We start from the raw sequence: 26,118 nt of genomic DNA on the forward strand, positions 1-26,118 counted from the left end.
GGGAATGAGGCGGGGAGCAGCGGCGGGCGCCGCGACGGCGGCGGTGCTGCTGTGCGGGTGCGGCGCCGCGCCCACGGGCGGCCCGCGCCTGCCGGCGGCGTACGGGCAGGGCACGCCGGCGGCGACGCTGTCCGCCGCGCCCCCCGCCCAGGCGCCGCCCGCCCTCACCCCGGCCGCCGTGGACACCGCCGTGGCGCGGCTCGACGGGATCGTGCGCGACGTCATGGGCAGGACGGGCGTACCCGGCATGGCCGTCGCCGTCGTGTACCGGGACCGGGTCGCGTACCTGAAGGGGTTCGGGGTGCGGCGGGCGGGCAGTCCCGGCGCGGTCGGCCCGGACACGGTCTTCCAGCTCGCCTCCGTGTCCAAGCCGCTCGCCACCACCGTCGTCGCCCGGGTGGTCGGCCGGGGCCCTGTCGGCTCGGGTGCGGTCGGGCAGGGCGCGGTCGGCTGGGACGATCCGGTCGTCCGGCACGACCCCGGGTTCGCGCTCAAGGACCCATGGGTGACGCGGCACGTGACGCTCGCCGACCTGTTCTCGCATCGCAGCGGCCTTCCCGACCACGCGGGCGACCTGCTGGAGGACCTCGGCTACGGCCGCCGCCACATCCTGCGGCACCTGCGCGACGAGCCCCTCGGCCCGTTCCGCGCGCAGTACGCCTACACCAACTTCGGCTTCACCGAGGCGGCGCTCGCCGTGGCCAGGGCCGCCGGGCTCAGCTGGGCGAAGCTGTCGCGGACACTCCTTTACGATCCTCTGGGAATGCGCTCCACCAGCTCCCTCTTCTCCGCCTACGACAAGGCCCGCGACCGGGCCGTGGGACACGTCCGGGTGGATGGGCACTGGGAGGCGCGCCACACCCGCGACGCCCAGGCCCAGTCACCCGCCGGCGGCGCCAGCTCCACGGCCCGTGACCTCACCGCGTGGCTGCGCCTCCTGCTCGGCGGCGGCGTGTACGCGGGGAAGCGGCTCATCCCGGCGTCCGCGCTCGACCAGACGTACCTGCCGCACATCCTCTCGGCCCGGCCCGCCGCCCCGTACGGCGTGCCCGGCTTCTACGGGCTCGGCTGGAACGTCGGCTACGACGACCTCGGCCGGCTGCGGCTGGGCCACTCCGGCGGGTTCGAGCTGGGCGCCGCCACGAACGTGACCATGCTGCCGTCCGAAGGGCTCGGCGTCGTGGTGCTCACCAACGGGCAGCCCGTCGGCGCCGCCGAGGCCGTGGCGCTGACCTTCCTCGACGTCGCCGGGCACGGCAGGCAGACCGTGGACTGGCTGCGCCTGGCCGGGGACGCGTTCGCCCGGACGGCTCGCGAGGCGCGGCCAGCCACCGACTACGGCAGGCCGCCCGCGGACGCCGCCCCGGCCCGGCCGGCGAGCTCCTACACCGGCGTGTACGCCAACGGCCACTACGGGCCGCTGACCGTCACCGAGGAGGGCGGCGGGCTGGTCATGCGGCTCGGGCCCGAGCCCCTCCGGCTGCCGCTGCGCCACTACGCGGGCGACACCTTCGCCTACCGGACCCCGGGGGAGAACGCCGTGGGCCTGGCCGGCGTCCGCTTCGCGGCGGGCGCGGACGGCCGGGCCGCCAAGGTCACCGTGGAGAACCTCGACCACACCGGCCTGGGCACCTTCACCCGCACCCCTTCTGAGCACGGCCTAGAATGGGGCGGTCCCGGCCCCGGCAGGCCCGCCGGGGAGACGTCGCCCAGGGAGGTCCCATGCCGGAGCCGCTGACCATCGCGGTCGCCCAGCCGCTGTCCGCCGCGCACGACGTGGCCGCCAACGCCGCCGAGCACGCGCGGGCCGTGCGGTCGGCCGCCGCGCGGGTCGTCGTGTTCCCCGAGCTGTCGCTCACGGGGTACGAGCTGGACGCCGCGACCGTGGAGCCGGGCGACGCCCGGCTGGCGCCCCTCGTGGCGGCGTGCGCCGAGACCGGGGCCGTGGCGCTGGCCGGCGCGCCCGTGGCCGGGGACCGGGGTCCGCACATCGCGATGCTGGCCGTCGACGGGGCCGGCGTCACCGTCGCGTACCGCAAGATGTGGCTCGGCGAGCAGGAGGCGCTGCGGTTCGCGCCCGGCTCGGAGCCGGGGGTGCTGGAGGTGGACGGGTGGCGGCTGGGCCTGGCCGTCTGCAAGGACACCGGCGTCCCGGAGCACGCGGCGGCGACGGCCGCCCTCGGCGTGGACGCCTACGTGGCCGGGACGGTCAAGCACGCCGCCGAGGCGGAGCTCCAGGCCGGGCGCGCCCGGCGCATCGCCGCCGAGCACGGGCTGTGGGTCGCGGTGGCGAGCTTCGCCGGGCCGACGGGGGGCGGGTTCGCCGAGACGGCGGGCCGCTCCGGCTTCTGGGCGCCCGGCGGCGGCCTCGTGGCCCAAGCCGGTCCGGAGACCGGCGCGACCCTCACCACGAAGCTGACCTGAGGTCCCGGCCCGGGGCGGGCGCCCGGTGGGGCGTCGCGGGTCAGCGCCTGGTGGACAGGCGGTAGCCGGCGCCCCGCACCGTCTCGATCGTCTCCCGGCCGAACGGGCGGTCCACCTTCTCCCGCAGGTACCGCACGAACACGTCCACGACGTTCGAGCCGCCGTCGTAGGCGAAGTCCCAGACGTGCTCGATCAGGTACGACCGGGTCACGATCTCGTCCGGCCTGCGCATCAGCTCGTACAGCAGCGCGAACTCCTTGGCCGACAGGGGGACGTCCACCTCGCCCCGCCGCACCGCCCGCGTGCCCGGATCGAGGGCGAGGTCGCCCGCCCGCAGCACGGCGGGACGGCGCACCTGGTCGCGGCGGGTCACGGCGCGCAGCCGCGCGTACAGCTCGGCGAGGGCGAACGGCTTGGTCAGGTAGTCGTCGGCGCCCGCGTCGAGGCCGCGAATCCGGTCGTGGACGGCGTCGCGGGCGGTCAGCATGATGACCGGCGCCCATCGGTCGCGTTCCCGCATCCGCCGGCACACCTCGTACCCGTCGGGCGGCGGGATCATCGCGTCGAGCACCACGGCGTCGTAGTCGTGCTCCATCACGCTCCACAGGGCGTCCTCGCCGCTCGTGGCCACGTCCACGGCGTAGCTTTCCCGCCGCAGGCCGTGCGTCAGCACGCCGGCCAGGGCGGTGTCGTCCTCGACGACGAGCACCCTCATGCGGCCAGATGGACGGACCACGAACGTCGCCGGCCCGCACCCACTGGCTGGGGACTCGAACCACATGCACATGCGTTCACGCTGACCACGAAGTTCCTGCTCGGCCAGGGGTGAGCGCCGATGGCCAACACACCATGTCGCGCGGAGAAGTGGATTCGATGGGCCACGACGGCGAGTGTGCTTTTGGTCGCCGGCATCGCGGCCGTGGTCTCGTTCCGTCACATGTACGGGCTCGCGCTCCAGCACGGCGAGGAGCCGGTTGCTGCGGCGCTCATTCCCCTGGCGGTGGACGGCGCCATCGTGGCCGCCTCGATGTCACTGCTCCTGGCCAGTCGGTACGGATCGCGAGACGGCCTACTCCCGTGGACGCTCCGGGTGGTCGCAAGTCTGGCGAGCCTCGGGGCGAACGTCGCAATCGCTGAGCCATCGCAGGCGGCGAGGACTGTGATGCGGTGACGAAGTGGCGCCGTAGGCATGATCGTGCGGTGCAACGCGAGGCGTGGCAGTGGGCACGAGCGATCCAGACGCGCAACGGTCAGTGGTCCTCAGGCAAAGCCGGTACGCGGTCCACCGTGCGGGCTGCAGATCGCGTACCGGCTTGTCGGACGGTGCGTCAGTGCGCGGGTGTGGTGGCGCGTACGAAGTCGGTCAGCGACTGGGGTGTGACGTTCGGGTATCTGGCGTTGTCCAGGCTGTCGAACTTGGCCTTGCCGGTCACCATGCACCACTGGTACTGCAGCGCCACGTAGTCGAACGGGTTGTGGGTGAGCGCCGCCTGACGGGTGATCTCCGCGCGGAGGTCGTCGGCGGTGCCGAGGTGGCGCAGTTCTAGCGATCGGCCGGAGCCGCGCTGGACCGCGTCGTGGAACTGGCGCATCGACATGACCTCGCCGGCGAAGCGCAGGGTGCCGGTGGCGGACGGGTCGAGGGCGACGGCGGCGGTGTAGGCGGCGGTGTCGGGCACTGAGGTCAGGTCGAGCGGCTGGTCGGGGTCTCCCCAGTGGGACAGGGTGCCCTGCTGCCAGTCGATGAGCCCCATGAAGCCCGTCATCACCTCGTAGAAGGCCCCGTTGAGCACGGAGACCACGTCAAGGCGGCTGCCGGCGCGAGCGGCGGCGGCCTGCCGGCGCCAGTCGATCATGAAGTTGTCGCCGTCGTCCAGTTTGGTGAGATCGAAGGCGAAGTCGGATGGGATGAACCGCCGGGCGCCGGCCTTCTCCGCGGCGCGCACGAGGTTGGCCTGCCCGTCCACGATCACTTCGGGGCCGCCCTGGACGGCCGAGATCACGGTCGTGGCGTCGCCGACGGCCTCTGCCAGCTGCTCGGCCGGATCGGTGATGTCGGCCTCGACCAGCTCCAAACCGCCGGCCGCCCGGGCGGTCAGTGAACGCTTCTTCTCCTCGCTGGTGCCGGGCCGCACCAGGGCCCGTACGGGGGCGCCCTGGTCGAGAAGGGCTCGGACGATCTGGCCGCCGAGCAGCCCGGTGGCACCGGCAACAAAGACCTTGGGGAAAGAGGACATGGATATGTGGACTCCTTGTCGGAAACCAATGTGGACGTTCACGCGTAACCCCCGTGAGGGGCACGTCGGGGTGTGGTCAGGGGATGAGCAGGGTCTTGCCGACAGTGCTACGCGCCTCGATGGCGGCATGCGCGTCGGCCGCCCGCTCCAGAGGGAAGCGTTGGCCGATCACCGGCGTGAGCTGCCCGGCTGCGGCCAGCTCCAGGACCTCGGTCACCAGCTCGCGGGCGAGGGCGGGCCTGCTCCAGATGAGGCCCGCGCTGAACCCGGCCAGAGTCAGGCCCCGGCCGATGAGTTCCATGGGACGGATGTCCAGCGGCGTGCCGCTGGAGAAGCCGAACGTGATCTGCCGTCCGGTGCCCGGGGTGAGCAGTTCGAACGATTCGCGTCCGAGCGCTCCGCCGACATGGTCGAAGACCACGTCCATCGAGCCGCCGACTGGCTCACCAGCCAGGTCCGTCCAGCCGGGGAGCGTGTAGTCCACCACGTGGTCGGCACCCAGCCTGCTCAGCAGGGCGAGCTTGTGCTCGCCGCGCGCGGCCGCGACGACTGTCGCCCCGGCTCGCTTGAGCAACTGCACCAGGACCGTGCCGACGGCACCCGCGGCCGCCAGCACCAGGACCCGGTCACCGGCGCTCACGCGGGCCGCCCTGATCAGGCCCTGGGCCGTGGCGCCATAGCGGTGAAGGGCGACGGCCTCCGGCAGGCCGATGCCGTCGCCGACCGGGATGAGGGTGGCGGCGGGGACGACGGCGGTCTCGGCGTACCCGCCCAAGCCCTTGGTGCCGGCCAGGACCCGCGTGCCGATCAGGGCGGTGTCGCCGCCGGGACCGACCTCGGCGACCAGTCCGGCGATCTCCTTGCCGAGGATCACCGGCAGCGGCGCGCCGCCGAGCGCGCCGCGCATCGTCCCCGCGCGGACCTGCGTCTCCAGGAACTGGACACCGACCGCAGCCACCTGCACCGCGACCTCGCCCGCCGTCGGTCTCGGGGTGGGCACGTCCGCGACGCGCAGGTGGGCCGGTGGCCCGAATTCGTGCAGCAGTACGGCACGCATGTGACATCACTTCCTCGATGGATAGGCAGTCGTGGTGTGCGCGTCGACGGGGATGCGCAGACGGCCGCACCGCGTTTGGGTGCGGGAGAACCGGGCCCGGCGGCCCTGGCCCGGTCGATGGACATCAGCCGGGAGGGAACGTGCGGTGGTGTGGACCCGGCTTCTCCGTGGCCGCAGTGCTACTTCAGGGCGAGGACGGACGACACAACCGTGATGGGCTCACGGCCATTTCTTGATCACTTCGCTGAGAGCGCCGAGGCTTGCGGCCGGTTGCTCGAAGTCGGTCGCCTCCCAGTCCGCCGGCAGGTCGGCGACGGCGGCCGCGCTGGCGTTCGATGAATCCGCCTAAATCCAGGCGTTTGGCCGGAGAGCTCCAGCCCGGAGAACGCCATGATCTTGCGCCGTGTGGCCGGAGCGAACATCCAGTTGCCCACCGTGGCCAGCGCCGCCGCCACTCCGTCGACGGCCTCGCGCTGCGGGCGAGCCAGGCCGTCCTTGCCGGCCGACACGTGTTCCATCCTCACACCGTTCCCGAAAGGTTGGTTGGGCAAAACCAACTATGTCCCATGAGGAGACTAGATGCAAGTGCATGCGCCTGGCCAACCGGACTTCTCCGGCGGCCCCCACCAGTCAGCCGTGACCGGGATCTGGTCGGACGGGTCGCTGGAGTGCCAGGAGCATTAGCGGTCCCCGTGCTGCACGAACGGCATCAGCGGTGCCTCGCCATCTGCTCGTCGCACCACCGTCACCGTCCGGCGGTCGTACAGGGTCGCCTCGAAGGTCAGGCGCGGACGCTCCCGGCTCAGCATGATCGGCCGTGTGGCTGACCGAATGGATACGTCCTCTTCTGGGCGGCTTGATGCTGATGTGCGCATCGCGGGCCTGAGCCGGGACAGCCTCGGACGTCGTACCGTGCGCCAGGCTGTCGGCCACGCTCTCCTGCCAGGCTCGCGGCGGCGGCATCGGCAGGCGGGTTGGGACGCCATCAGGAGTGCCCTTCCTCGGCCAGGCCCTCGTCGGCGTCGCCGGGCGTGGGGACGATGGAGGTCGCCGCCATGGCGGGCGCGTCCAGCGGGGTCTCGTCCCAGTGGCATCCGCACGAGGTGCAGTGACGTGCGAGCCGTTCCGGCCGGGCGACGTCCATGAGCCGGTCGGGGTTCCACGGGAGGACGAGCGGACCCCGCGCTGGCCGGTGCTCGAGGGTCGCGCCGATCCATCCGCACTTCGGGCAGAAGCTCTAGGCCGCTGTACGGGGGGAGCGCCGCGGCGTCGGGGGCCGGGTCGCCCGAACGCAGACGAGTTCCTGACAGGCGCCTCACCATAGCGGAGCGTCCTTCCCGATCGGCGTGCACATGTCGGCTCACAGGAGTTCAGGGGACCCTGATGACAGCGTGTCAGTGGTCAATCGCCTTCATCGAGATCGAGCAGCTCGCCGGCACGGAGTTCGCCGTGCTCACCGACCTGCGCCGCAACTCGCCTTCCCTCGCTGCGGATGCCCTTCTCGACCCGTTGATCGCCCGGCGCAACCGTTCGCGCTCGATCGGGACGGGCGCTGGGAACTGCCTACGCCGCGAGGGTGATGGTTGCTGATGTCGGTCAAGCAGGACCCGGTCACCGTACTCGGCGAACTGGGGATTGAGCTGGGCCACCAGCAGTGAGGGCGGGCGCATGACGTGATGTGCCATCCCAGCGGGTAGCGACGTGTGCTAGATGTCCAGCGTCAAGGCCCGGTGGTCGGATACTTCGGGCGCGGTCACGATCTCGAACCGCCGGACGGCGTCGGGGTCGGAGACGAGCAGGTAGCTCGCATGGCGTACCGGCTTGGGATAGCGCGAGGTCCTGGTGTCGGCGTCCCGTACCAGGTCGGTCAGGTCGAGTTTGGCGAGGATCCGGAACGTCTCGCTGCCGGGCAGCACGTTGAAGTCGCCGCACACCACCGTCAGGTCGCCCTCCTGGCACACGTCGGCGACGAGGTCCGCGAGCCGTTCGGCCTGGGCGCGGCGGGCCGGGGTGTCGGCCTTCCCCTGGGCGTCCCGCAGGCCGTGGAGATTGACGATGGTGACGAACCGCCGGGCGCTGCTGTCGAAGATACGTACGGCCAGAGCGGCGCGGGGCCGCCCGTCCGCCGGCCATCCGTCATGATGCTCGGCGTAACTCCCGTGGACGAATTCCGATTGCATGCCGACGATCGGCAAGGTCTCGGCGACGAAGGTGGCGAGCCCGAAGTCCTGCCGGCGCGAGGCGTGTTCGTGGTCCAGAACCGGTCCAGAGTCGCTCGCCGTGAACAGGCCGAGGTGGCGGGGAAGGCGCGAGCGGACATCGGCGAGCAGGTCCGCTCGCTGCGGCAGCGATCGCTCGGCGTCGTCGAAGCGCGTCCAGCCGCCGGCACCGGGAGTGCGCGTCACCTCCTGCAGGCACAGGATGTCGGCGTCGCAGCTGTCGAGCCAGGGGGCGAGTTCGTCGAACATCGCGCCTCCCCAGGCGTTGAGAGAGATTATTCGCACAGGCACGGACCCTAGATCAAGCCCGGCTCGGAGGCCGAGGCAGGTCCGGCGTGCGGTTCCCGCTGAGAATGGGCGGAACGCAGGTGGGCGCAGAAGCGTCCAGGATGCCGGAAACGAGCATCCGGCGACCGAGGGCGCATACGGCCTGCTTGATCGGCGCGCCCGCCACCGGAGTGGCGGAGGCTGAGGCCAGGGGATTTCTCACCCGAGCGGTACGGTCCGCCTGAACACCTGACCCGGATCCTGGTCGCTGCGGTGCGGCCTGAGATTCGGGCCGGAGGGACAGGGGTTCGTACGTCTCAACTTCGCCACCGCCCCCGAACGGCCGTCAGTCGCATGGCCGCCGCCCTGGAGGTGTGGTCAGCGTGAGGCGCCTTGCCCCCGGTACGGCAAGATGAGCGTGATCAGCGAACCAGCGATCATCCCGGCGGAGATGCCGTCGGCGGCGCACCCTGCTCGGCCGAGGCGTCATGCATGGTCAGGCAGCCGTCCAACAACAAGCGGCACCCTGCTCGTGGACGGCGGTGCCAGTGGCGTTGTAGCAGGGCCACCCCGCCGTCCTTGGCGACGCTTCACAGCCACGCCCGGTCAGCCCCAGCAGCGGCAACGCCTCCGGAGAGGCGTTCAGCATCGAGGTCGTGACCGTCTCCAGAGTGGTCCGCCCCCGGCCTGCCCGATGAAGCCTGGCGCTCGGGGCGACGCCGTCGGGCGGCCTTTCAGAGCGAGAGCTATCAGGCCGACTGCCCGAACGGGCGGCGATCCGCTGGCGCCTCCTCGTCTGTCAGCGGAACGCCGCGGCGTTCCGGGCCGCCCAGTCTGCGTAGGTGTGCGGAGCTCTGCCAGTCAGCTCCCGTACGACCGGCGACACGTCCGCGGTCTTGCCGACGAACGAGGCGAACAGCGCGAGCCGGGAGTCCACGAGCGCCGCGGGGGCCTGCGTGAGCAGTTGTTCGCGGGCCTGCTCGGGAGACAGTTCCTCAAGGCGCAGGTCGCGGCCGAGGACCTCGCCGAGGATCTGTACCCGCTCGACCGTGGTCAGCGAGGCAGGCCCAGTCAGCTCGTACGCCTGGCCCGCGTGCCCGTCGTCGAGCAGCGTCCGCGCGGCCACCGCGGCGATGTCGCGCTCGTCGATCGGGGCGGTCGCGGCTTCGGCGAAGGGAGTGCGTACCACGCCGTCGTTCTTGACGTTGGGCGCCCAGCGCAGGTCGTTGGCCATGAACGCGCCGGGGCGCAGGAAGGTCCACGGCAGCCCCGATCCGGCCACGGCCCGCTCGTACTCGGCGTGGACCTTGCCGAGCGCACCCGCCTCCTTCATGGTCACCGCCTGCGCGGACAGCAGCACCACGTGCCTGAGGCGGGCTTTGGCGGCCTCGTCCAGGAAGCCACGCACCTGACCGGCGGCCGGAAACAGGAACGCGCTGTCCGCTCCCTGCAGCGCGGCACGGGACAGGTCGGTTCTGATCACCTCCACCTCGCCGGGCAGGTCGGCCCGCCCGGGGTCGCGGCTGGTCGCTCGGACCTGCTCGCCCGCTTGGAGCAGCAGGCTCACCAGATGACGGCCGACGTTGCCCGTTGCCCCTGTCACCAGTATCACGTCTACCTCACTTCGGATATCCGAACTGTTTGGATAGAGGAACTGTATCCTTGGGGAGTGATGGATGACGCCCCAGCCCCTCGACTGCCACGGTCGGAGGAGGTCAAGGAGGCCCTTGGCTTCGTGCCCCTGGTGGAGGCCTATTTCCGGCGAGCCCAGGCCGAGATGCCGGACGAGCTGCGAGAGATCTTTCGCAGACATGGGCTCACCGCCAGGCACGGCGCGGTCATTCCCCAGCTGACGGTCGAATCGTCACTCAGCGTGAGCGAATTGGCCGCCAGGATGGGTATGTCGCTGACGACCGCGAGCGAACTCGTGAGCGACCTCGGCCGGGCCGGGCTGGTCGAGCGCCGGGAGGATCCCGCCAATCGCCGCCGCACCCTGGTATCGCTGGCTCCTCGTCATCGGGCCATGGTCGAGAGATTCGTCGCACTGCGTGCCGCGCCTCTGCTGCAGGTCCTGGACAACCTCTCGCCCGCGGACCGGCAGGGCTTCGTGGCCGGGCTGAGAGCTTGGGCCCGGGCGGTGCGCAACTGGTGACGCCGGACCCTGCCAACTTGGCCAGGAGGTGGCTGGAGCACCTGCGGACTGTGCCGCCGGATGCTCAGCCGGTGGCCGCGCGGGACGGCTCGGGTCGCTCGGTGGCGGGGACGTCGCGGCGCAGGCGTGGCAGGGTGAGGGTGATGAGCAGACCGGCGATCATCCCGGCGGCGGTGAGCAGGATGACGAGGAACTCGCCGTCGGCTGTGGCCGCGCGCAGAGCCTGGCCGGTCTTGCCGTCGGTGCCGAGGTCGGCGATGACGGTGAAGACGGCCAGGCCGATGGTGTTGCCGATGTTGAGCGCGGTGGAGGCGATGCCGTTGGCCACGCCCTGCTCGTGGGTCGCGGTGCCGGTGGCGGCCGCGATCCACATGGCGGTCCAGACGATGCCCTGCCGGAGAGACCCTGGATGCACTGGAGCAGGCGCTGATCGAGGAAAAGAGGGCTCTGCTTCCGGAGCAGCCGCCAGTGCTGCGGGTGATGGTACGCAGGCCCACCCGATCTCGACGCGACGCCGGCGCACGATCAAGCCACTATCCGGCGACGCCGTTAGGCTCGGGCGGAGGCTGCCGCGCTCGGCCGATCCCGGGGCGGACTGAGGAGCAAGATCCATGCCGCGGCCGATAGCACAGGGTTGCCGCTGATCTACGTGCTCACGCCCGGGCAAGCCGCCGACTGCCCACGATTCACCACCGTCCTGAGCAAGATCCGCGTGGCCGGGTTGGTGGGCCGGCCCCGGACCCGCGCTGCTGCGGTGGCCGCGGACTCGGCCGGCAACTCCGCTGACGATCATTGGCCTGCCGTCAGGACGTGATCACGGCGGGGTTTCCCTCGCTCCAGACACTGGTGATCCTGCGGTGGGTGAACCGCCAGCCGTCCGGGGTGCGGCGCAGCCGGTCGTCGTAGCGACCCCCGCCAAGGAATTTCTCGCCGTCGGGCAGACCAAGGCGGACATGCTGGGCTTGGTAGTAGCACGTGTGCTCGGCCTCGTCGCCGTGCACTGCAGCGACATGGTTGCCGTTCAGGTGATGGGTGGCGTCGAATCGCTCCAAGCTGGTACTGATCCTGGCAATGATCGCGTCGCGCCCGCAGAGCCGTTCGCCCGAACCGCTGTACTCCCAGCAGGCGTCGTCGGTGAACAGCGCGCCCAGAGTCTCCCAGTCCCTGGTGTCCAGGGCCGTCGCATACGCGATGACGGCGTCCACGATCGCGGTGCGGTCTGCGAGTTCCTGCAGCATAGGGCCGCCTTCCGGTTTGGTGCACGATTTGATACGGAGTACATGATTGGTGACTGTCGAGCCCAGCGGAAGAAGGCACTTTCATGTCCCAGAGTCACATCGATGTGTCAGTCCTGGCCAGCGAGGCGTGCCCGGTCTCGGAGGTCCTCGATCACGTCTCCGGGAAGTGGAGCATCGGCATCCTGGTAGCCGCTGCGCAGGGTCCGGTTCGGTTCACGGAGCTGGAACGTTCGATCAGCGGAATCAGCAGGCGCATGCTCACACTCAAGCTTCGCAAGCTGGAGCGGGACGGCTTGCTCGTACGCACCGTCCATCCGGTCGTTCCGCCCAAGGTCGAGTACACACTGACGGAGATGGCCCAGGAACTCCACAAGTCGCTGCTGGAGCTCACCGACTGGGCCAAGCGACACGGCGCCGCCGTCGCCGCCGCCCAGGCCGCCTACGATCACGGGAACAAGGGCTGACGGTAGCCACCGCCCACAAAACTCCGTGGCCTGGAAGGTCAGACGATCACCCACGTGCGTAAACGGGGTTGGCCAGCAGGTTGGCTACCCGTGATGGCTCCTCCTGCGGCACGCGAGCGGCGGCCCAATCGGCCAGCACCATGACGGCGCATCAGCTCCGAGCTCCCGCAAATGCCCTGAGCAACGCGACCAGGGCGTGCTCGTCATCAAGGGGGGAACGCGCGGCGGCGCGGCCGGCCAGCTTGATGACCTGGTCGCGTCCGCCGACGTTGTGCAGCCTGATCAGCAGATCGGCTACGTGAGCGGCGTGCTCCAAGGCGGCCAGCCCGGCAGGGTCGCGCGCCAGCAGCGTGGCGATCGCCCCCACGCCTCTGCCCTCGTCAGGCGGTCGAGCAGAGCACTCACGGCGTCGGGATCGCCGGCGCGCCGGGCGGCGTGCATGCTCTCGGTGGACTGAGCGCGCTGAGCCATGGCGAGTCCGATCCTCATCCCTGGGTGACCTCGACGATCGGCAATGAGGCCGCGTACTCAGGATGAAAAGGGCTCACTGATCGATCCTGGCCCCGAGCTAAGGTTGTGACCTGCGGTAATCTCAAGCCTCTTCACCATCTGGATGACACATCTGCGATACCGCGGACGAGTGGGTGGCTGCTCCAACGGGGTGAAGATCCCGGAGAACGGTCGATCCGCAGGTCAAGCGCCCTGCTAGGACTCTTGAAGCGCTACAAGTCCTCTCGGGTTGCGTCCGCGGGAGTGGTGTGGTCCGCGGCCTGGAGAATGATGGTGAGCTGATCGCGCAGTGTCGGCAGGTGTGGTGCGAAGGTGCCGGCCAGGGCGGCAGATCCCACGGTGAACGCGTCCACTCCGGCCTCGGCCAACCGGCGCACTCGCGAGGGACGGTCGATGTCACCGGCGACGACCAGACGGCCGGAGGTCGCCTGGCGGGCGCTGTGCACCAGGTCCAGGGGAGCGGATTCGGTGGCGCGGTAGGCAAGCAGGTCGACGCCGGCGCAACCGGCCTCCTCGAAGCGGCGGCACTGGTTGGCCACCTGCTCGGGTGTGCCGCCCAGTTGGGTCGGGTGTCCGATCGGGGTACCGGGGAACGGTAAGTATCTGACCGGCGTCCCGTCGAGCAGTTCCAGGGTCTCGCTCACCCAGGTTCCGCCCATGAGGTAGTCGACCCCCAGGTCGGCGGCCATGCGGGCCGAGTCGAGAGCTCGCTTCCGGTCGGTGCTGACCACCTCCAGGTAGCTGATCGCGCCGGTGTCCTTGATACGGCGGTGCAGGGCGGTGAGGGTGGCGGCGTCCACACCGACGTCCTTGAAGCCGAGGTGTCCCAACCGCAGATCGCCGAGCTCGTCGACCAGGCGCAGGCAGTCGGACACGGTCTGGTCGTGGCGGGTGAGCATGAAGATGAAGTCCATGAGCCCTCCTCGGGCGCGGATGACGAAGGCGCCGGCCGGGAGTCCGGAGTCGTCCTCGGCCCCGCGGCGCAGATCTCTGTAACGCTGCCGGCGGATCACTCGGCAGCGTCATCGCAGGCCGGCCAGTGTGCGCGCGTGATCCAGCGCGGTGAGCAGGCTGGCGTGGCTGGCCACGCCCTTGCCGGCGATGTCGAAGGCCGTGCCGTGGTCGACGCTGGTGCGCACGAACGGCAGTCCGATCGTGATGTTGACGCCGCGCTCCAAGCCCAGGTACTTGACCGGGATGAGGCCCTGGTCGTGGTACTGCGCGACCACGGCGTCGAACTCGCCGGTGCGGGCGCGCAGGAACACCGTGTCCGCGGGCCATGGGCCGCTGGCGTCGATCCCCGCCACGCGCGCCCTTTGCACGGCTGGGGCGATGATGTCCAGGTCCTCCCGACCCATCAGTCCGTTCTCGCCGGCATGCGGATTCAGGCCGGCGACGGCGATCCGGGGAGCGGTGATGCCGGCCCGGCACAGCGCGTCATGGGTGAGCCGGATCGCCCTTCGCACGGCTTCAGGCGTGATCGAGTCGATGGCGTCGCGCAACGCGTGGTGGATCGTGACGAGCACGACGCGCAGCTCGTCGTTGGCCATCATCATGGCGTACTCGTCGGCGCCACTGAGTTCGGCCAGGATCTCGGTGTGCCCCGGGTAGGAGTAGCCGCCCAGCCGCAGTGCCTCCTTGTTGATGGGGGCGGTGACCAGGGCGGCGATCTGATCGTCGCGGGCGAGTTCGACGCCCTTGGCGACGTACCGGTAGGCCGCTTCCCCGGCCCGGCCGTCGACGCGTCCCCAGGGCAGGTCGTGCGGCAGGGACGTCTCGGCCAGAACCTGCGCGACGCCGGTGGCATCGGCGCAGTCCTGGGCCGACACCACGGTGCGGATGGGAACGTCGAGCCCGCTCGACGCGCGGGCGCGGGTGAGCACGCCCGCGTCTCCGATGATGAGGACGGGTACGTCACACCGCCGGTCGGCGACGAGTTTGAGGGCGATCTCTGGTCCGATGCCGGCCGGATCTCCCATCGAGACACCTATGGGGCGCACGGGTCCTCCGCTGGGGCAGATGTGGTGAGCAGGTCGGTGAGGCGGGCAAGGGTGTCGAGGTCGCCGAAACCGCCCGCCTTCAAGGCGACAGGAAACCGCCAGGGGTGGTCGACCACGCCCAGCGGCACGCCGGGCTCGGCCTGTCCGGCCAGCCGGACGGCCCGGACGGCGAGAGCGTCCAGCACGGTCCTGGCGGTCTCTCCGCCGGTGAGGACCAAAGCGTCGAAGGCGCGGCGCGTGGCGAGCAGGGAGACCACGGCGGCCAGCGCCGCAGGCACCGAACCTGTGGCGGCCCAGTCCGCCGGGCCGTGCAGCAGAGCGGCGCCGTAGTCGTCCAGCTCTCGCTCGGCCCATTGGGCGGCATGGGCGGCGGCTACCGGCACCATCGCGCCGACGCCGAGTGCGCCCAGCCGTTCGGCCTGTCCCCGGCTGGCCGGATGCAGGCTGCCGACCACCGTCAGCACGCGGGATCGGGTCGAGTGCCGTCGCATCGGACACGTCCGTCCGGGGTGCCGGCCGGGTGCCAGGTGGCGAGCCAGCGCCTCGGCCAGCCCTGGTGAGCCGACCCAGAGCACCTCCCGCGGCCGGTCGACGGCGGCCACGATCTCATCGAGATCGCGGTCGCTGACGGCGTCGGCGACGACGTACCGCGCCCGCCCGGCCAGCCCGGCGAGATGGCCGGACCCGTCGGCCAGAACGGCTCCCGGGACGAGCCGGGTCAGGTCGGCGTCCCGGACGGGATGACCGGGGTCCTGGGCGAACGCCGTCCTGTGGACCGGGACGCCCGCCAGGTGCTGCACCCCGCCCACCGTGCTGCGTCCCTCGGCGGGGAAGGCGGGGGCGATCACCGCGGTGGCCCGGCCGCCGGCCGACAGCGCGGCGGCGATCTCCGCCGCCAGATGACCGCGTGCGGTCGAGTCCACGGTCTTGACCAGGACGTCCGCGCCGGTCAGCTGCCGGACCACCCGGGTGACGCGGGCCGCGGCGTCCGCTGCGGGCAGCGCGCGGGTGTCGCAGTCGACCGCCATGACCGTCCCGGCCGGGGGCATGACGGCGGCCTCGAGGCTGATCCACGCCGGGAACCCCGCCAGGTGGAACGGCGCGGCTGCGTCACCGGCGCTCGTCAGGTCATCGGCCACCACCGCGATGCTCGGGAGCGTCCTCATGAGTGTTCGATACGACCCAGGTCAGTCACGGTCCGCTCGTTGCGCACGTTACCGGTGTTGACGGTGGTCGCGGGCTCCAGCAGCAACACCTCGCAATCCGGCTCGGCCACCGGGCAGTGCTCCGTGCCACGCGGCACGATGAGGAACTCCCCGGGCTCCACCACGACGTCGCCCTCGCGTAGGCGCATCCGCAGCCTGCCCCGCAGCACCAGGAACAGTTCGTCCTCGTGCTCATGGTGGTGCCAGACGAACTCGCCCTCGAACTTGGCGAGCTTGACTTCCATGTCGTTGACGGCACCGGCCACTTTCGGGCTCCAGGTGTCGTCGAAGGAGGAGAAGGCTTCGGCAAGGCTGATCTTCTGCATGGCGGTCCTCGCAGTAATTCGTTACCTGAAATCACTCTAACCATGAAAATGACCAGGAAAAAGCGACAATCGCGCACACTGTTAGTGATAATTTCTCACACATGACATGGAGTGATCTGCCGCCACTCGGACCGCTGGTGGCCTTCGAGGCGACGGTGCGGCACGGCAGCGTGAGCAAGGCCGCCGCGGAACTGCACCTCACCCACGGCGCCGTCAGCAGACAGATCCAGCAACTGGAGCGCGCATTGGGCGTGACCCTGTTCGAGCGGCGCAATCGGGCAGTGGTACCGACCCCGGCCGCACGGACCTTCGTCCAGAGCGTCGACGACGCCCTGAACCTGCTCAGCGCGGCCGCCCGGCAGGCGCGTGCGACCACCCGGCCCGCCCTCCTGGTGTTGTCCTGCGAGCCGACCCTGCTGATGCGCTGGCTGATCCCCCGGCTACCCGCCCTGACCGCCGCCGCCCCCGGCCTGAACTTGCATCTGGTCGCTTCGGGCGGACCAGTCGCCTTCGAGCGGGAGAGCATCGACGTCGCCATCCGCCGAAACGACTTCGACATCCCGGGCGGCCTGACGACCTTTGAACTCTTCGACGAATCGGTCGGCCCCGTCTGCACACCCGAACTGGGCCACCGCCTGTCCCGTCCGGAAGACCTGACGCGCCTGCCGAGACTGCACACCAGCACCCGGCCCTCAGCCTGGGCCGACTGGGCGAAGAACTACCCCATGCCCCTTCCACCCGCACCTGAACAGACCTTCGAGCACTTCTACCTGAGCCTGCAGGCCGCGGCCAGCGGGCTCGGCGTGGCCATGGGGCCGCGGGCCCTGGTCCACGACGATCTGGAGGCCGGCCGGCTGACAGCGCCGCTCGGCTTCCGTCCCGACGGCAGCACTTATCTGCTGATGACGCCCCTGCCCGCTCGCGACGACCGCGTGACCGCGCTGGTGTCCTGGCTGCGCGAACAGGCGCAAGGCAACGCCTGACGCCATGCGCCGACGGCGACCTGGTGCATCACACGACCCGTGAAGAAGCCTCCGCCTCAACTGCTCGAGGCGGCGCTTCGCGGACGGCGGTGTGGCGCGCCCTTGTAGCTGCCGCTGATCCCATCTCATGGGCGCACCCTTCAACGCCACCACGTGAAGCGCCGGCTCTTTACTCGTGACGCTCTCTTACCTGCTGGAAGGCCGCTCCCATGGACGGGGCGGCGTCGACGTTGTCGAGGGCGGAGGCCACGCACCGAGCCTCGGCTCTGTCGTCCGCTGTGTCCGTCACGTCGGCTGCGGCGCTGCGGATTGCCTCCAGTACGAGCGCGACCCGTGGCAGGCGGGCGTCGCCGGTCCGGGTGTAGGCCGACACCGTGCGGTCGACGCGTTCCGCCAGCGGGTGAAGGCTGATCCTCTCGGCGTCGCTGGGCAGTGCCATGCGGGGGATGAGTGCCATCCCGGCCTCGGCGGCCACCAGCGCGCTCAACACGGAGAAGTCGTTGGCGGTCACGATGGGACGGGGCACGAAACCGGCGGCGCCACAGGCCCGGCGGGTCATCTCGTGACAGGAGGTCTCGGTGCCAGGCATCAGCCAGTGCTCGTGCGCGAAGTCGGCCAGGTGTACTGACTGCCCATGGCTCAGCCCGCGGCGGGAGGCCAGGGCGGTGGGCATGGCCAGCAACACGGGCTCGTCCATGAGGTGGTGCTGCCGGCATCCGGGCGGTAGTTCACGCGGTAGCAGGCTGTAGGCGTGGACGATCGCGATGTCGACCTCCCGGCGGCGCAGCGCCTCGGCCGCCGGGTCGGGCTCGCACTCGGTGATGCGCAACTCCGGCGTGGGTGCGTGGTCAGCCGACATCCGGCGCCACAGGCGGGGCATCAGCACCCGGGCGGCCGAGGCGAACACCGCCAGCCGGACCAGGCCCTGGCCGCCCTCCTGGAGCGCACGCAGGTCGGCCTCGACGGTGGCGATCTGACCGAGGATGACCTCGGCGTGTTCGGCCAGCAGGCTGCCTGCCGGTGTGAGCCGCAACCGCCGTCCCTGCTTTTCCAGCAGCGGCAGCCCAGCCTCGCGTTCCAGCGCGGCCAGTTGCTGTGACACCGCCGGTCCGCTGAGGTGCCGTGCCTCGGCCGTCGCTGTGACGGTGCCGTAGATCTGCAGGTCACGCAGGAGGCGAAGGCGACGAAGATCCAACATGTAAGCACATCTTCTTGATTTAGGAGGAAACAATAACTGGACCTTTCTGATCCTACGTTAAATGCTGCGGGGGGTGAAGCAACCGATCTCGCTGCGCCTGACGTCCCTGATCTCGACGGTTGTGCTCTGGGCGTCGGCCTTCCCTGCCATCCGGGTCGGCGTCGACGGCCTGGGTGTCGGCGGGCTGTCGTTCTGGCGGCTGGCGGTCGCCTCTGTCGCGCTGGCCGTGGTCAGCCCGATCCTGCGGGTCCGACTGCCGCACCGACGCGACCTTCCGCTGATCGCGCTGTGCGCATTCACCGGGATGAGCGCCTATCAGGTGCTGCTCAACTGGGGTGAGGTGCACGTCCCGGCCGGTACGGCCAGCCTGCTCATCGCCACCGCGCCGGTGTTCAGCGTGCTGCTGGCCTCGATCTTCCTCGGCGAACGCCTCTCGACGACCATCGTGGCCGGCACTGTCACGGCCCTTGCCGGCGTGGCGCTCATCGCCTACGCCGCCGGCTCCGCGCAGGTCACCACCAGCGCGCTGGTGATCCTCGCGGCGGCTGTCGTCCAAGGCGTCTACCATTTCGCCACCAAGCCGCTGCTGAAGCGGTATACGGGTCTGGAGGTCGCCTGCTACGCGATGTGGGCGGGCACGCTGTTTCTGACCCCGCTGGCGCCCGGTGCCGTGCACGACCTGCTCCAGGCCCCGGCCGATGCCGCCGTGTCCACCCTCTACCTGGGCCTGCTTCCATCCGCGCTCGGCTTCGTCACCTGGGGGTACGCGGTCGCCCGGTACACCATCGCGCAGTCCACGGCGGCCCTGTACCTGGTTCCGCCGCTCGCCATCGGGGTGGCGTTCGTGTGGCTGGGAGAGATACCGGGCCCGGTCGAACTCGTCGGGGGACTGATCAGCATGGTCGGCGTCCTCCTGATCCACCGGCAGACGGCACGTTCGGCCGCTGTTCCGGAGCCACCCTCCCCCCTCCTCGACAAGGCCGAGAAGTAATCGGCGGACGGACAACGCCTGATCAGTCGCTGCCTCTGTCCATCGAGTCGATGGGGCTTGGTCGATCAAATTCGCCATATCTGCTGGAGGACGATTGTGAATGCGGAAGCGGACATGAAGCCCGGAGGTGCGACGGCTCGGATCGCCTGGCCTGGCCAGAGAGTCCGACGTGCGGACCGCGCTGCGGCTCCAGGCCGATGGCTGGGCAGAGGAACCTGGGCGGCACGGGTTTCCTGGATCCCGGCTTCGGCGAGGTGTTCGACCGGCTGTGCCAGGCCGCCGTTCGGGGCCGGGTCCTGGTGACCAGCCGGATGCCGCTACCGCCGTCGGCCACGGACAACCCCCTCGGTGTCCTACGGCTGGACCCTCTGGACTTCACCGCGGGAACCGCGCTTGCAGCAGGGCTGCCCTCGCGCTGAAACTGCTGAGCACTCGTCTCGCGATGACGGAGGCGATGGCGGAGATGTATCCGTACGAGGAGGAACTCGCCGTAGAACTCGCCAGCGCGAGAGAGGATGTCGCCTCCACCACCGGCAATCCTGCGCCGGTGGAGCGTCTCAACGGGGAGGTCGGCGTGGCAACGGCACCGGAAACGTCGGAGGTCATCGGGATCCTGAGGCAGGGGCCGTTCGCGGTCATCAGTGGCGCGCCGATAACGCGGAGGTGCGACTCGATCTTTCCGGCGCCGATCTGCGCGGCCTGGAGCTCGACAAGATGGTCTTCGCCGGTGCCGACCTCGCGCGCGCGGATCTGTCGCACGTGTCCGCACGCGGCGCTGTCTTCTCCGGCGCCGACCTGACCGACACCAACCTGGCCGGCGCCGACCTTACCGGGGCGGGGTTCGGCTACAGCGAGATGGTCAACGCGACCATCGCCTTCACCCGCCTGGGCAGTGCGATGATCCAGCCCGCGACCTTGACCGGTGCAATCCTCGACCAGACGTCGTTCCGTGAGCGTGACCTGACCAGCGTCGACCTGCGCGGATGTGACCTGAGCAGGCTGGATCTCAAGCGCTCCAGCCTGGATGGCGCGATCACCGATACGCAGTAGCCCCGCGTGCAGGCCGGCATCCCGGCACCGGTCGGCTGTCGCCAAGCCAGGCAGATCCAGGAGGCGGTCGGTCCACAGCTGGACCTCGCCATGCGGGCTCGTGTTCGAATGGAGAATCAGCGTCAGGCGGAGCCCAGGGCGTTGATCAATCCGGCGAGGCCATGGGCCGCGATTGTCGGGGCGGCACGGGCCTCCTGAGATCGAGGGCTCATGCGCTTGCATCCAGTTCTCTCATGCGAGATATTTGGTTTGGCAAACCAACCATCTCGGAGACGGTGTGAGGATGGAACGCGTGTCGGCCGGCAAGGACGGTCTCTCCCGCTCGCAGCGTGAGACCGTCGACGGAGTGGCGGCAGCGCTGGCCACGGTGGGCAACTGGATGTTCTCTCCCGCCACGCGACGCAAGATCATGGCCTCCTCCGGGCTGGAGCTGTCCTTGGGCGACTACACCCTGCTCGCCCAGGTGTCGCTGCACGCGCCGGTGCGGCTGTCGGTCCTGGCGGAGCTGATGGAGGTGGACAAGTCCACCCTGTCACCGCCGGCCAAACGCCTGGAGTCACGCGGCTTCATCGAGCGGCGGCCCGATCCGGCCGATGCCCGGGCACAACTGGTGAGCGTCACGCGGGCGGGGAAGCTCGCCATCAGCAAACTCTGGAAGGCGCGCACGGCAGCCGTCGCCGCCCTGCTGGCGGGCTGGGAGCCGGCTGACATCGAGCTGCTGGCCGCGAACCTCGGCGCGCTCAGCGAAGCGATCAAGAATGGGCAATGAGCCCGTCACGGTTCCGTCGTCCCGTCCGCGCCGGGACGTAGACCCGCGGCCACGGAGAAGTCCGGCCACGGAGAAGTCCGGCCACGTAGAAGCCCGGACACAGAGAAGTCCGGTGCCGCCGCTGCTCCACACCCTCTCGGCTCGTGGCATCGTACTGCCGCACGCCTGAAGACGGCGCCGGAACACTCGGGCTCGTCCAGGAATGAGATTTGGTCGGCCGCGACGCCCAGGCTCAGGGCACTGTGCAGCTCAATGGCTGCCGCTGGCCCCTTTGATGATCAGGCCGGGCGCGAAGAGGAGGGGGCCGGCTGGTCAGGTGGCCGATCCGGTGCGGTCACTGCGATCGAGGGCGGCGTCGGTGCGGGCGCCGGACAGGATGGCGTCGAGCAGCCCGGGATAGCGGGCATCCAGGTCCTCTCGGCGCAGGACGAGCAGGTTCTCCCTGCCTGCGGGCCGCTGCCAGATCACGCCGCTGTCGCGCAGCACCCGCCAGTGGTGCGTCATCGTCGACTTCGCGGTGATCCCCAGCGTGTTCAGCACGCTGGTGCAGTTGTGCTCGCCGCCCGCGTCGAGGATACGCACGGCGGCCAGGCGCACGCCGTTCCCCAGCGCCGACAGCACGTCTTCGATCCGGATCTGTTCGCGGTCGGGATGACGGAAGGCCATGGTCCGACTGTACCGCGACTTTCGAACGATTCTTGTGGCATAGTTCGATCGTACGTAAATAATCGTACAGTCGTTGCGTGGGGCGGGCCTCCGCATGCCCGCCACCCGGCTCCCTCCGAAGGGCGATCCATGTCCACACAGTCCCTGGGCGACGCCAGGCCGCGACTCGGCCTGACCCTGGCGTTGCTCGCCCTGGCCCAGCTCATCTACGCACTCGACCTGAACATCGTGTTCGTCGCGCTCCCCCAGATCGGCGCCGACCTCGGCTTCCCTGGCCAGACCCAGCAACTCGTGGTCAGCGCGTACGTCGTCTTCGCCGGCGGCTTCCTGCTGTTCGGCGGCCGGGCAGCCGACCTGCTCGGCCGCCGCCGCGTCTTCGTGCTCGCCCTGACCCTGTACGCCGTCTCCTCGCTGGCCGGCGGGCTGGCCACAAGCCCCGCCGTCATCATCGCCGCCCGCGCTATCCAGGGCATCGGCGGCGCGCTGCTGCTGCCCTCCACGCTGGCGCTGCTCAACAGCCTGTTCGCCGAGGGCCCGCAGCGCAACCGGGCGCTGGCGGTCTGGGGCGGCGCCGGCGCCAGCGGCCTGACCATCGGCGCCCTGCTCGGCGGCCTGCTCACCCAGCACTTCGGCTGGCCCGCCGTCTTCTTCGTCAACGTCCCCCTGGCCGGGCTGGTCGCGCTGGCCGCCCTGGCCGTCATCCCCCGCGACCCCGCCAGGGGGGAGCGGCGCAGGTTCGACATCCCCGGCGCGCTCAGCGTCACCGGCGGATCGACCCTGCTGGTGTTCTCGTTGGTGGAGGGGCCCGAGCTGGGCTGGGGCAGCCTCCCGGTGGCCGGCGCCTTCGTGCTGGCCGCCGCACTGCTGGTGGTCTTCGCGCTGGTCGAGGCGCGCAGTGCCGACCCGCTCATGCCCTTCCGGCTGTTCCGCAACCGCAGCCTGACCGTCGGCATGCTGGTGACCTTCATCTACATGGCCACCTTCGGTGTCCTGCCCTACTTCCTCACCGTGCTGATGCAGAGCATCCACGGTTACAGCGCCCTGCAGACCGGGCTCGCCTTCCTCATCCCCTCGCTGGCCATCGCCGCCGGCACCCAGGCAGGCGAGCGGCTGGCCACCCGGATCGGCACCCGCGCCTCTCTGCTGATCGGCTTCGCCATCGGTGTGCCCGGCACCGCCGTCCTGGCACTCGGCTTCGACGCCGACGCCTCCTACTGGCTTCTGGTGCCCGGCCTCATCGTCTCCGGCCTCGGCCAGGGCATCGTCTGGACCGCCATGTGGATCGCGGCCGCCACCGGCACCGCGACCCACGAGCAGGGCGTGGCCAACGGCATCGCCTCCACCGCGCTCAACATCGGCAACGCCATCGGCCTGGCCGTCTTCACCGTCATCGCCGACCTCGGCACCGACGGCAAGACCGGCCAGGCTCTGCGCGCGGCCACAGCCGACGGCGAGTTCCTCGTCATCCTGCTCACCGCCGCCGGGATGATCGCCGGTCTGCTCATCACCCTCACCCTGCCACGCCTGCGCCGCGACGTCCCCGCCACCGAGCGACCCGAGCCGTCCCGCGCGGCCACCGGCTGAGCATCCGGCGGCACAGTCCGCAGGTGCTCCGACCAGGGTGCCGCCGACGCCCACTTCCACGGTGACGTGCAGGACGCTCGCCGCTCCCGGCGACTGCGGTGCGTTCCGGTTTCCACGATGCCGGGCTTCCGTCGAGCGACGCGACTGCGCATCGCCAGTCTTCCTGGCGCAGGTCCACGGCGATGACGAGGGGGCCGTCCGGGTGGGGGTGAGCACGCTCGTCGGACGGCCCCGTGATGTCGCGGCGGCGGGGGTCTCGGCGAGCAGGGCGAGGTCGCGCAGCCGGGAGGTGATCTCGGTGGCCGAGCCGGTGCTGAGACCGAGTCGTCGCGCCACGGCCGCCCTGGTCACACCCGGCTCACGGCGCATCTCGTCCAGCACGGCCAAGCCGCTGCGCCAGTGGAGATCCGTGGCGCGCACGGACCTGGCCGGTTGCGTGGGGTTGCCATGTGTTGTCGACCTTCTTTATGCTCGATGCACGAGTTTAATCGAAGGGGGACGCTGTGACACGACGAACGGATCTCGCGGCGATCGAAGCGATCCTGCTGGACATGGACGGCACTCTCGTGGACTCCGACGCCTCGGTCGAGCGGGCCTGGTCGATCTGGGCCGAGGAGTACGGCGTCGACCCCAGCGCGGTACTCGCCATCGCTCATGGAAGCCCGGCCGCGCGTACGGTGCGGCGGCTGCTTCCCGCCCTGGACGACGAGGCCGTCATGGCAGCGGCGCAGCGGCAGCACGCCCTGCAGTACGAAGACCTGGCAGACGTCACAGCGGCGCCCGGCGCGCGTCTCCTGCTCGCCACGCTGGACCGGCTCCAGCTGCCGTGGGCTGTGGTGACCAGCGCCGACGGACGGCTGGCGAAGGCCCGCCTGCACGCGGCGGGGATCGATCCGCCCGTCCTGCTCACGATCGACGACGTACGGGCGGGCAAACCCGATCCCGAGGGCTACCTGGAGGCCGCGCGCCGCCTTCGCGTCGCACCGTCCGCCTGCCTGGTGGTGGAGGACTCCGAGCCGGGGCTGGCCGCGGGACGGGCGGCGGGCATGCCGACCGCGGCCGTGCGGGGGCTGGACGGCGACCTGTCCCTGCCCGGCCTCGGCCGGCTGGCTCACCTGCTGCAGCGCTCGCGGGTCCGGCCGTGGTGGCGCGACGCCGTGGGGTACCAGGTGTACCTTCCGTCGTTCGCGGACGGCACTGGTGACGGCTGGGGAGACCTGACCGGGGTGAGCGCGCGGCTGGACCACCTGGAACGGCTCGGCGTGGAGGTGGTGTGGCTGACCCCCTTCTACCGCTCGCCGATGCGCGACCACGGCTACGACATCGCCGACTACCGGGCCGTGGACCCGTCGTTCGGCGGGCAGGCGGCCCTCGACGGGCTGCTGGCGCAGGCACACCGGCGCGGCATGCGGGTGATCGGCGACCTGGTTGTCAACCACACCAGCGACGCCCACCCATGGTTCGTCGCCGCCTCCTCCTGCGCGGCCGACCCGCACCGCGACTACTACATCTGGCGCGACCCGGCCCCGGACGGCGGCCCGCCCAACAACTGGCTGTCCCATTTCGGCGGTCCCGCCTGGACCTTCAGCCCGGCGACCGGCCAGTACTACCTGCACCTGTTCCGTCCCGAACAGCCCGACCTGAACTGGCGCAACCCGGCGCTGGCGGCCGAGATCGACGCGATCGCCGAGTACTGGCTGAGCCGCGGGTTGGACGGCTTCCGCATCGACACCGCCGGCTACCTCGTCAAGGACGCGGACCTGCGGGACAACCCGCCGCTGCCCGCCGGCCGGATCCTGCCGGTACGCGGGGTGACCATGGACTGGCGCCGCCAGGAGCATCGCCATGACATCCACCAGCCCGGCGTGCACGCCATCCACGAGCGGTGGCGGCGGATCGCCGACCGGCACGACGCCTTCCTGGTCGGCGAGGTCTACGAGCTCGATCCCCGGGCGCTCGCGCGCTTCGTGGAAGGCGAGCGGCTGCACTCGTCGTTCTGGTTCGGGCTGGTGGAGACCGATTGGGACGCCGACCGGATCGACACCATGATCGAGAGCGCTGTGCTGGCGTCGCCACGGCTGTCCTGGGTGCAGGGCAACCACGATCGTTCCCGCGCCGTCACCCGGTTCGGCGGTGGGCCGCGGGGACGGCGCCGCTCACTCGCGCTGCACGCGCTCATGGCGTTGCTGCCGGGAACCTTCTGGCTGTACCAGGGCGAGGAGCTCGGCCTGGGTGACGGGCGGGTGCCGCCCGGCCACGGCGCCGATCCGCTGGGCGCGGCCCAGCCGGAGGAAAGCCGCGACGCCGCGCGCACCCCCATGCCATGGCGGCCCGGCCCGGGGCTGGGGTTCACCACAGGGCACCCCTGGCTTCCCGACGGCGCGCGCGGCGACGACGAGACCGTGGCGGCACAGCAGGACGACCCCACATCGCACCTGAACAGCCTCGGCCGGTTGCTGGCCACCAGACGCCGGCTGACGCACGTGCTGGCCGCCACCGACGACGTGCGCAGAGTCAGGCTCGCCGCACCGGTGACCGCCTACCGCCGGGGAGCACTCTGGGCGGTGGCGAACCTCCGGGACACCCCTGTCGCCGATCTGCACCTGCCGGCCCCAGCGGTGTTCGACACCGACGATCCCGGCGTCACCCCCGACCGGCCCAGGACCGGCTACGCCCGCCTCGCGCCGCAGCAGGTGCTCCTCCTGGCCGGAGAATGACCGCCACATGTTGGACGCCGCTCCCATGCGCATCACCGAATGATCCGACGAGGAAGGCAGC

The 26,118-nt window shown here is 70.7% G+C and carries 28 protein-coding genes and 1 pseudogene; 14 read left to right on the forward strand and 15 right to left on the reverse strand.

What is annotated here, in order from left to right; all coding sequences use genetic code 11:
• The first annotated feature begins 4 nt into the window (after positions 1-4).
• Positions 5-1,738, forward strand: a complete 1,734-nt coding sequence (locus MTP10_RS11900; protein ID WP_310709150.1) for a serine hydrolase — start codon at positions 5-7, stop codon at positions 1,736-1,738.
• Positions 1,723-2,424 carry a carbon-nitrogen hydrolase family protein gene (locus tag MTP10_RS11905; protein WP_310709151.1) on the forward strand — a complete coding sequence of 234 codons (702 nt, stop codon included), beginning with the start codon at positions 1,723-1,725 and terminating at the stop codon, positions 2,422-2,424. Before MTP10_RS11900 ends, MTP10_RS11905 begins: the two co-directional genes overlap by 16 nt.
• Before the next feature lie 40 nt (positions 2,425-2,464).
• On the opposite strand, the gene MTP10_RS11910 is transcribed toward MTP10_RS11905, so the two are convergent.
• A complete protein-coding gene (locus tag MTP10_RS11910; RefSeq protein ID WP_310709152.1) occupies positions 2,465-3,139 on the reverse strand; it encodes a response regulator transcription factor in 675 nt (224 codons plus the stop codon).
• Positions 3,140-3,259: 120 nt separating this feature from the next.
• Between MTP10_RS11910 and MTP10_RS11915 the strand changes: the two genes are divergently transcribed.
• Positions 3,260-3,595, forward strand: a complete 336-nt coding sequence (locus MTP10_RS11915; protein ID WP_310709153.1) for a DUF2637 domain-containing protein — start codon at positions 3,260-3,262, stop codon at positions 3,593-3,595.
• A 157-nt stretch (positions 3,596-3,752) separates the two neighbouring features.
• On the opposite strand, the gene MTP10_RS11920 is transcribed toward MTP10_RS11915, so the two are convergent.
• From MTP10_RS11920 to MTP10_RS11930, 3 genes are all read right to left on the reverse strand, one after another.
• Complete coding sequence (locus tag MTP10_RS11920) at positions 3,753-4,661, reverse strand: NmrA family NAD(P)-binding protein (RefSeq protein ID WP_310709154.1); 909 nt, start codon at positions 4,659-4,661, stop codon at positions 3,753-3,755.
• A 76-nt stretch (positions 4,662-4,737) separates the two neighbouring features.
• Complete coding sequence (locus MTP10_RS11925; RefSeq protein ID WP_310709155.1) at positions 4,738-5,718, reverse strand: zinc-binding dehydrogenase; 981 nt, start codon at positions 5,716-5,718, stop codon at positions 4,738-4,740.
• A 985-nt stretch (positions 5,719-6,703) separates the two neighbouring features.
• A complete protein-coding gene (locus MTP10_RS11930; protein ID WP_310709156.1) occupies positions 6,704-6,862 on the reverse strand; it encodes a hypothetical protein in 159 nt (52 codons plus the stop codon).
• Between the two features lie 239 nt (positions 6,863-7,101).
• Here MTP10_RS11930 and MTP10_RS11935 point away from each other — a divergent pair, with 239 nt between their 5' ends.
• Positions 7,102-7,308, forward strand: coding sequence for a hypothetical protein (locus MTP10_RS11935; RefSeq protein ID WP_310709157.1), 207 nt, complete (start codon positions 7,102-7,104; stop codon positions 7,306-7,308).
• A 116-nt stretch (positions 7,309-7,424) separates the two neighbouring features.
• Here the strand turns inward: MTP10_RS11935 and MTP10_RS11940 are convergent, their stop codons facing one another.
• Together MTP10_RS11940 and MTP10_RS11945 are read right to left on the reverse strand one after the other, a co-directional pair.
• Positions 7,425-8,228 (reverse strand): endonuclease/exonuclease/phosphatase family protein, encoded by an 804-nt coding sequence (locus MTP10_RS11940; RefSeq protein ID WP_310709158.1) that lies wholly within the window; start codon positions 8,226-8,228, stop codon positions 7,425-7,427.
• Between the two features lie 775 nt (positions 8,229-9,003).
• Complete coding sequence (locus MTP10_RS11945; protein ID WP_310709160.1) at positions 9,004-9,807, reverse strand: NAD(P)H-binding protein; 804 nt, start codon at positions 9,805-9,807, stop codon at positions 9,004-9,006.
• Between the two features lie 69 nt (positions 9,808-9,876).
• Here MTP10_RS11945 and MTP10_RS11950 point away from each other — a divergent pair, with 69 nt between their 5' ends.
• On the forward strand, positions 9,877-10,356 hold the full coding sequence (locus MTP10_RS11950) for a MarR family transcriptional regulator (protein WP_310709224.1): 480 nt from the start codon (positions 9,877-9,879) through the stop codon (positions 10,354-10,356).
• A 64-nt stretch (positions 10,357-10,420) separates the two neighbouring features.
• Here MTP10_RS11950 and MTP10_RS11955 read toward each other — a convergent pair whose 3' ends face one another.
• Positions 10,421-10,729 carry a hypothetical protein gene (locus MTP10_RS11955; RefSeq protein ID WP_310709161.1) on the reverse strand — a complete coding sequence of 103 codons (309 nt, stop codon included), beginning with the start codon at positions 10,727-10,729 and terminating at the stop codon, positions 10,421-10,423.
• 183 nt (positions 10,730-10,912) lie between these two features.
• On the opposite strand from MTP10_RS11955, the pseudogene MTP10_RS41935 reads away from it, so the two are divergent.
• Positions 10,913-11,137: pseudogene (locus MTP10_RS41935) on the forward strand (IS5/IS1182 family transposase); the annotation flags it as partial.
• A 22-nt stretch (positions 11,138-11,159) separates the two neighbouring features.
• Here MTP10_RS41935 and MTP10_RS11965 read toward each other — a convergent pair.
• Positions 11,160-11,594, reverse strand: coding sequence for a nuclear transport factor 2 family protein (locus MTP10_RS11965; RefSeq protein ID WP_310709162.1), 435 nt, complete (start codon positions 11,592-11,594; stop codon positions 11,160-11,162).
• A gap of 83 nt (positions 11,595-11,677) precedes the next feature.
• On the opposite strand from MTP10_RS11965, the gene MTP10_RS11970 reads away from it, so the two are divergent.
• Entirely contained in the window at positions 11,678-12,058 is a 381-nt protein-coding gene (locus MTP10_RS11970) for a helix-turn-helix domain-containing protein (RefSeq protein ID WP_310709163.1), read from the forward strand.
• Between the two features lie 151 nt (positions 12,059-12,209).
• Here MTP10_RS11970 and MTP10_RS11975 read toward each other — a convergent pair whose 3' ends face one another.
• The 5 genes from MTP10_RS11975 to MTP10_RS11995 all read right to left on the reverse strand — a co-directional run bounded on the left by MTP10_RS11975 (position 12,210) and on the right by MTP10_RS11995 (position 16,099).
• Positions 12,210-12,425: a hypothetical protein gene (locus tag MTP10_RS11975; protein ID WP_310709164.1), complete on the reverse strand. Its 216-nt coding sequence runs from the start codon at positions 12,423-12,425 to the stop codon at positions 12,210-12,212.
• A 355-nt stretch (positions 12,426-12,780) separates the two neighbouring features.
• Positions 12,781-13,482 (reverse strand): hypothetical protein, encoded by a 702-nt coding sequence (locus tag MTP10_RS11980; RefSeq protein ID WP_310709165.1) that lies wholly within the window; start codon positions 13,480-13,482, stop codon positions 12,781-12,783.
• 108 nt (positions 13,483-13,590) lie between these two features.
• Positions 13,591-14,547: a 4-hydroxythreonine-4-phosphate dehydrogenase PdxA gene (gene pdxA, locus MTP10_RS11985; protein ID WP_310709166.1), complete on the reverse strand. Its 957-nt coding sequence runs from the start codon at positions 14,545-14,547 to the stop codon at positions 13,591-13,593.
• 8 nt (positions 14,548-14,555) lie between these two features.
• On the reverse strand, positions 14,556-15,734 hold the full coding sequence (locus MTP10_RS11990) for a four-carbon acid sugar kinase family protein (protein WP_310709167.1): 1,179 nt from the start codon (positions 15,732-15,734) through the stop codon (positions 14,556-14,558).
• On the reverse strand, positions 15,731-16,099 hold the full coding sequence (locus MTP10_RS11995; RefSeq protein WP_310709168.1) for a cupin domain-containing protein: 369 nt from the start codon (positions 16,097-16,099) through the stop codon (positions 15,731-15,733). Before MTP10_RS11995 ends, MTP10_RS11990 begins: the two co-directional genes overlap by 4 nt.
• 101 nt (positions 16,100-16,200) lie before the next feature.
• On the opposite strand from MTP10_RS11995, the gene MTP10_RS12000 reads away from it, so the two are divergent.
• The gene (locus MTP10_RS12000; RefSeq protein WP_310709169.1) at positions 16,201-17,082 is read left to right on the forward strand and encodes a LysR substrate-binding domain-containing protein; all 882 of its coding nucleotides are present in this window, start codon (positions 16,201-16,203) and stop codon (positions 17,080-17,082) included.
• A 169-nt stretch (positions 17,083-17,251) separates the two neighbouring features.
• Here the strand turns inward: MTP10_RS12000 and MTP10_RS12005 are convergent, their stop codons facing one another.
• Complete coding sequence (locus MTP10_RS12005) at positions 17,252-18,280, reverse strand: LysR family transcriptional regulator (protein WP_310709170.1); 1,029 nt, start codon at positions 18,278-18,280, stop codon at positions 17,252-17,254.
• Between the two features lie 73 nt (positions 18,281-18,353).
• Here MTP10_RS12005 and MTP10_RS12010 point away from each other — a divergent pair, with 73 nt between their 5' ends.
• The 4 genes from MTP10_RS12010 (at position 18,354) to MTP10_RS12025 (ending at position 21,090) form a co-directional block, all read left to right on the forward strand.
• Entirely contained in the window at positions 18,354-19,271 is a 918-nt protein-coding gene (locus MTP10_RS12010; protein WP_310709171.1) for a DMT family transporter, read from the forward strand.
• Positions 19,272-19,468: 197 nt separating this feature from the next.
• Positions 19,469-19,690 (forward strand): hypothetical protein, encoded by a 222-nt coding sequence (locus MTP10_RS12015; RefSeq protein WP_310709172.1) that lies wholly within the window; start codon positions 19,469-19,471, stop codon positions 19,688-19,690.
• Between the two features lie 244 nt (positions 19,691-19,934).
• Positions 19,935-20,321: a pentapeptide repeat-containing protein gene (locus MTP10_RS12020; protein ID WP_310709173.1), complete on the forward strand. Its 387-nt coding sequence runs from the start codon at positions 19,935-19,937 to the stop codon at positions 20,319-20,321.
• Between the two features lie 292 nt (positions 20,322-20,613).
• Complete coding sequence (locus MTP10_RS12025; protein ID WP_310709174.1) at positions 20,614-21,090, forward strand: MarR family transcriptional regulator; 477 nt, start codon at positions 20,614-20,616, stop codon at positions 21,088-21,090.
• Positions 21,091-21,402: 312 nt separating this feature from the next.
• On the opposite strand, the gene MTP10_RS12030 is transcribed toward MTP10_RS12025, so the two are convergent.
• Positions 21,403-21,756, reverse strand: a complete 354-nt coding sequence (locus MTP10_RS12030) for a helix-turn-helix domain-containing protein (protein ID WP_310709176.1) — start codon at positions 21,754-21,756, stop codon at positions 21,403-21,405.
• Between the two features lie 129 nt (positions 21,757-21,885).
• On the opposite strand from MTP10_RS12030, the gene MTP10_RS12035 reads away from it, so the two are divergent.
• Positions 21,886-23,340, forward strand: a complete 1,455-nt coding sequence (locus MTP10_RS12035) for an MFS transporter (protein ID WP_310709177.1) — start codon at positions 21,886-21,888, stop codon at positions 23,338-23,340.
• A gap of 503 nt (positions 23,341-23,843) precedes the next feature.
• Positions 23,844-26,057: an HAD-IA family hydrolase gene (locus MTP10_RS12040; protein ID WP_310709179.1), complete on the forward strand. Its 2,214-nt coding sequence runs from the start codon at positions 23,844-23,846 to the stop codon at positions 26,055-26,057.
• The last annotated feature ends 61 nt before the right edge of the window (positions 26,058-26,118 follow it).

This window comes from Nonomuraea sp. 3-1Str (genome assembly GCF_031570565.1).
In the GTDB taxonomy this organism is placed as follows: Bacteria; Actinomycetota; Actinomycetes; order Streptosporangiales; family Streptosporangiaceae; genus Nonomuraea.